The sequence below is a fragment of the Achromobacter sp. genome, assembly GCF_057314935.1.
Window position 1 is genome coordinate 46,224 of the sequence record NZ_DBHKZA010000018.1, and the last position, 4,080, is coordinate 50,303.

Here is a 4,080-nt window from a genome sequence, read left to right on the forward strand (position 1 = left end):
CCCATACTCCACCCCAACACCGCGCGAAAAAGGGAAAGAGAAATGAGAAAGGGGGTTAGTGATTTTCATCACTAACCCCCTAGGGTATTGCTGGTCGGGACGGCGGGATTCGAACTCGCGACCCCTTGCACCCCATGCAAGTGCGCTACCAGGCTGCGCTACGCCCCGAAAGAAAAAGAGTATAGCAGAACAAAAATAAGTTTGCACGCATTGGTGCAAAAAAAGTGCTGAATACTCAAAAAAATTTGCGCCTCATGTTCGTCGCCTGCACTAGCTTCGTGCAAGCGGCGCGCGCGAGGCGCAACGTACTGCTTGATGCAATGCGCGTTGCTTCAAGAGCCACGCGCGTTGCAGGTACTGCGTTCAATCAAACAATCTTGGACGACAAGGAATTCAGCGCTTACGCAGGCGAGCCCGCGTTGCTGGTGCTGACGCTGGCAGCGGCGTTTTCCGGCATGCCCAACGCGTCGGCCAGCATCGTCGAGACGTTGCCGAGCTCGTTGCGCAAGGCCTGCATTTCGGCGCCCGACAAACGCACGGCGGCGTCTTGATCGTGCGGCATGTCGCGCGCATCGCCCAAGCGGTTGCGTGCGCCGCTGATGGTGAAGCCTTGTTCGTAAAGCAGCGAACGGATGCGGCGGATCAGCAGCACTTCGTGGTGCTGATAGTAGCGGCGGTTGCCGCGGCGCTTCACGGGTTTGAGCTGCGTGAATTCCTGTTCCCAGTACCGCAAGACGTGGGGCTTGACGCCACACAGCTCGCTGACTTCACCGATGGTGAAGTAACGCTTGGCGGGAATGGGCGGTAAGGTAACGGTGGGTTCAGTACGTGTCATAAGCGAATTTTATGCCGCGCGGGCGCTGGAAGCCGATAACAATTACCGACAAAGCGTATCACTCCGCGGCGTCGGGTGCAGCAGGGGTCGCCTGCTCCACCACGCTCTTGAGTTTCTGACTCGCGTGGAACGTGACCACGCGGCGTGCGGCGATGGGAATGGTCTCGCCGGTTTTGGGATTGCGGCCAGGGCGCGGCGGTTTGTCGCGCACCTGGAAATTGCCAAAGCCTGAGAGCTTGACCGAGTCTCCGCGAGCCAGCGCATCGCGGATTTCCTCGAAGAACGTGTCGACGATGTCCTTGGCTTCGCGCTTGTTCAGGCCGACCCGCTCAAAGAGCAGTTCGGCCAGCTCAGCCTTGGTCAGAGTGCGCGGCTCGGCAGCAAGCATACTGTTCCCCATGGTTCAAGCACGCTGGCGCGCGCCGTGAGCACTGACCAATGCATCCTTGATGCGGGACAGGCAATCCGCCACACGGGCTTCGTCCAGCGTGACTTCAGTGTCCTGTAGCCAGAAACGGAAAGCAAGGCTTTTCTCGGTGACGGGCTCGCTGCCGTGGGCCTTCTCGCGCCACACGTCAAACACGCGCACATCCTGCACCACGGCCAGTTGCGCATCCGCCTTCACGGCCGCGGCCACGGTGTCCAGCATCGATTGCGTGGACACGGGAGCATCGACCCACAATGCCAGATCGCGCACCACCACCGGTTGGCGCGACAGTTCGCGCACCTGCGGCAACTCGCCTTCGGACAAGGCATCCACATTCAATTCGAACACGACGGGCGCGTGCGCCAGGTCGGCTTGCTGCGCCCAACGCGGGTGCAATTCGCCGATCCAGCCGATCGCGCGGCCATCGAGTTCGATGCGGGCGCTACGCCCCGGATGCAGCGCCGGATGCACAGCGGGTTCGAAACGCAGGCGGCGGCCGCGCGCGCCGAACAGCGCTTCGACATCCATCTTCACGTCGTAGAAGTCCACCTGGCGCGTCGGGACGCCCCACTGCTCTTCCACGGCCGGGCCCCAGGCCGCGCCCGACAGGCGCATCGGCTGGCTCACGCCCGCCACTTGCACCGGACCGTCTTCTACGGACGCGTCGCGCATGAACACACGGCCCAATTCAAACAGGCGCACGCGCGACTGCTTGCGGTTGGCGTTGTGGCGGATGTTGGCGACCAAACTGCCGATCAGGCTGGAACGCATCACCGACAGGTGGCTGGCGATCGGGTTCACCAGACGAACCGGCGTCTCGTTACCGGCGTAGTCGCGTTCCCAATCCGCTTCGACGAAGCTGTAGTTCACGACTTCCTGGTAGTCTTGCGCGGCGACCAGTCGGCGCAGCGCATGCGCACCACGATGCACTTCCGGCTGCGAAAACATCTTGGCGCGCGCCATCGGCGGCACGTCGGGGATGCTCTCGAAACCGTAGATGCGGGCCACTTCCTCGATCAGGTCCTCTTCGATTACCAGGTCGAAACGGTACGACGGCGGGCTGACGATGAAGTCATCGCCTTCGACCGTGAACTCCAGGCCCAAACTGCCGAAGATCTTGGCGACCTGCTCTGGCGTGACGGGCACGCCCAGCACGCGATGGCAACGCGCCAGGCGCATGCGCACCGGCGGACGGGCCGGCAGATTGACGATCTGGTCGTCGATGGGGCCGGCCTGGCCGCCGCAGATATCGACGATCAGGCGGGTGATGAATTCAAGGTGCTCGGGGATGCTCGCGTAATCCACGCCACGTTCGAAACGGTGGCTGGCTTCCGAGCTGAACTTGTAGCGGCGCGCGCGGCCCGCAATGGCTTGCGGCCACCAGAACGCAGCTTCCAGATAGATATTCTGCGTATCCAGCGTCACGGAAGTGGCTTCGCCGCCCATGATGCCGGCCAGGCTTTCCACCTGGTCGCCCGCCACCACCACGCCCACCTCCGGGTCCAGCGCGACGGTCTGGCCGTTCAGCAGTTCAAGCGTTTCGCCTTCATGCGCCCAGCGCACGCTGATGTCGCCGCCGATCTTGTCCAGATCGAACACGTGCGACGGGCGGCCGAGTTCCAGCATGACGTAGTTGGAGATGTCCACCAGCGCGGACAACGAACGCTGGCCGGCGCGTTCCAGACGCGACTTCATCCAGTCGGGCGTTGCCGCGCGGGCATTCACGCCGCGGATCACGCGGCCGCCGAAACGGCCGCACAGGTCGGGGGCTTCAATCTTGACGGGCAGGCGCTCATCCAGCGTGACGGGCACGGCGACAGCGGTCGGCACCGACAGCGGCGCGCCGGTCAAGGCCGCGACTTCGCGCGCCACACCCAGGATCGACAGGCAATCGGCGCGGTTAGGCGTGAGCTTGAGGGTGAAGAGGGTGTCGTCCAGGTCCAGCGCGTCGCGGATGGATTGGCCGGGCACCATGTCGGCAGGCAGCTCCAACAAACCGGCATGGTCTTGCGACAGGCCCAGTTCGCGGGCCGAGCACAGCATGCCCGACGACTGCACGCCGCGCATCTTGGCCACGCCGATCTTCATGCCGCCGGGCAGTTCCGCGCCCACGCGGGCCAGCGGCACTTTCAGGCCGGCGGCCGCATTCGGCGCGCCGCATACGATCTGCAGGCGTTCGCCGGAACCGTCGTCCACTTGGCAGACGCGCAGCTTGTCGGCGTCGGGGTGCGGCGCGATGTCGACGATATGGCCCACGACCACGCCGGTGAAGGCGGGCGCGGCGGGCACGGTCTCTTCGACTTCCAGGCCGGCCATGGTGAGCCGGTGCGCGAGTTCATCGGTTGCGATCGGAGGGTTGACCAGCGTACGCAGCCAGGATTCGGGAAATTGCATGATCAGCCGTCTGTTATTCGTTGAACTGGCGCAGGAAGCGCAAATCGCCTTCGTAGAATTGGCGCAGATCGTTGACGCCATAGCGCAACATCGTCAGGCGCTCAAGTCCGGAACCGAAGGCAAAGCCGATGTAGCGCTCGGGATCAAGACCGAAATTGCGCACCACTTCGGGGTGCACCTGGCCCGAGCCGGAGATCTCCAGCCAGCGGCCGCGGTTGGGACCCGAGGTGAACATCATGTCGATTTCGGCGGACGGTTCCGTGAACGGGAAGAACGACGGACGGAAGCGCACGACGAGATCGTCGCTTTCAAAGAAGCAACGCAGGAAATCGGTGTACACGCCTTTCAGATCGGCAAACGAGATGTCCTCGGCGATCCAGAGCCCTTCCACCTGGTGGAACATGGGCGAGTGCGTGGCGTCGCT

Annotated in this window: 4 protein-coding genes and 1 tRNA gene; all 5 read right to left on the minus strand. The window is 63.4% G+C overall.

The genetic code is table 11. The features are described from left to right. Window positions 1-91: 91 nt before the first annotated feature. Window positions 92-168 (minus strand) — tRNA-Pro (locus tag ACO6D5_RS09155). Window positions 169-400: 232 nt separating this feature from the next. Then, window positions 401-835 (minus strand): MerR family transcriptional regulator, encoded by a 435-nt coding sequence (locus tag ACO6D5_RS09160; protein ID WP_485825197.1) that lies wholly within the window; start codon window positions 833-835, stop codon window positions 401-403. Window positions 836-893: 58 nt separating this feature from the next. Beyond that, the gene (locus tag ACO6D5_RS09165; RefSeq protein WP_006218744.1) at window positions 894-1,235 is read right to left on the minus strand and encodes an integration host factor subunit alpha; all 342 of its coding nucleotides are present in this window, start codon (window positions 1,233-1,235) and stop codon (window positions 894-896) included. Window positions 1,236-1,238: 3 nt separating this feature from the next. Further along, on the minus strand, window positions 1,239-3,656 hold the full coding sequence (gene pheT / locus ACO6D5_RS09170) for a phenylalanine--tRNA ligase subunit beta (protein WP_485825198.1): 2,418 nt from the start codon (window positions 3,654-3,656) through the stop codon (window positions 1,239-1,241). Between the two features lie 13 nt (window positions 3,657-3,669). Next, window positions 3,670-4,080: tRNA ligase subunit PheS family protein (locus ACO6D5_RS09175; protein WP_485825199.1), on the minus strand; the 411-nt coding region annotated here is incomplete at its 5' end.

Excerpts from the sequence above, each read along its gene's own strand:
- ACO6D5_RS09165 (WP_006218744.1), bottom strand. The coding sequence starts at position 1,235 with ATGGGGAACAGTATGCTTGCTGCCGAGCCGCGCACTCTGACCAAGGCT.
- pheT (WP_485825198.1), bottom strand. The coding sequence starts at position 3,656 with ATGCAATTTCCCGAATCCTGGCTGCGTACGCTGGTCAACCCTCCGATC.
- ACO6D5_RS09160 (WP_485825197.1), bottom strand. The coding sequence starts at position 835 with ATGACACGTACTGAACCCACCGTTACCTTACCGCCCATTCCCGCCAAG.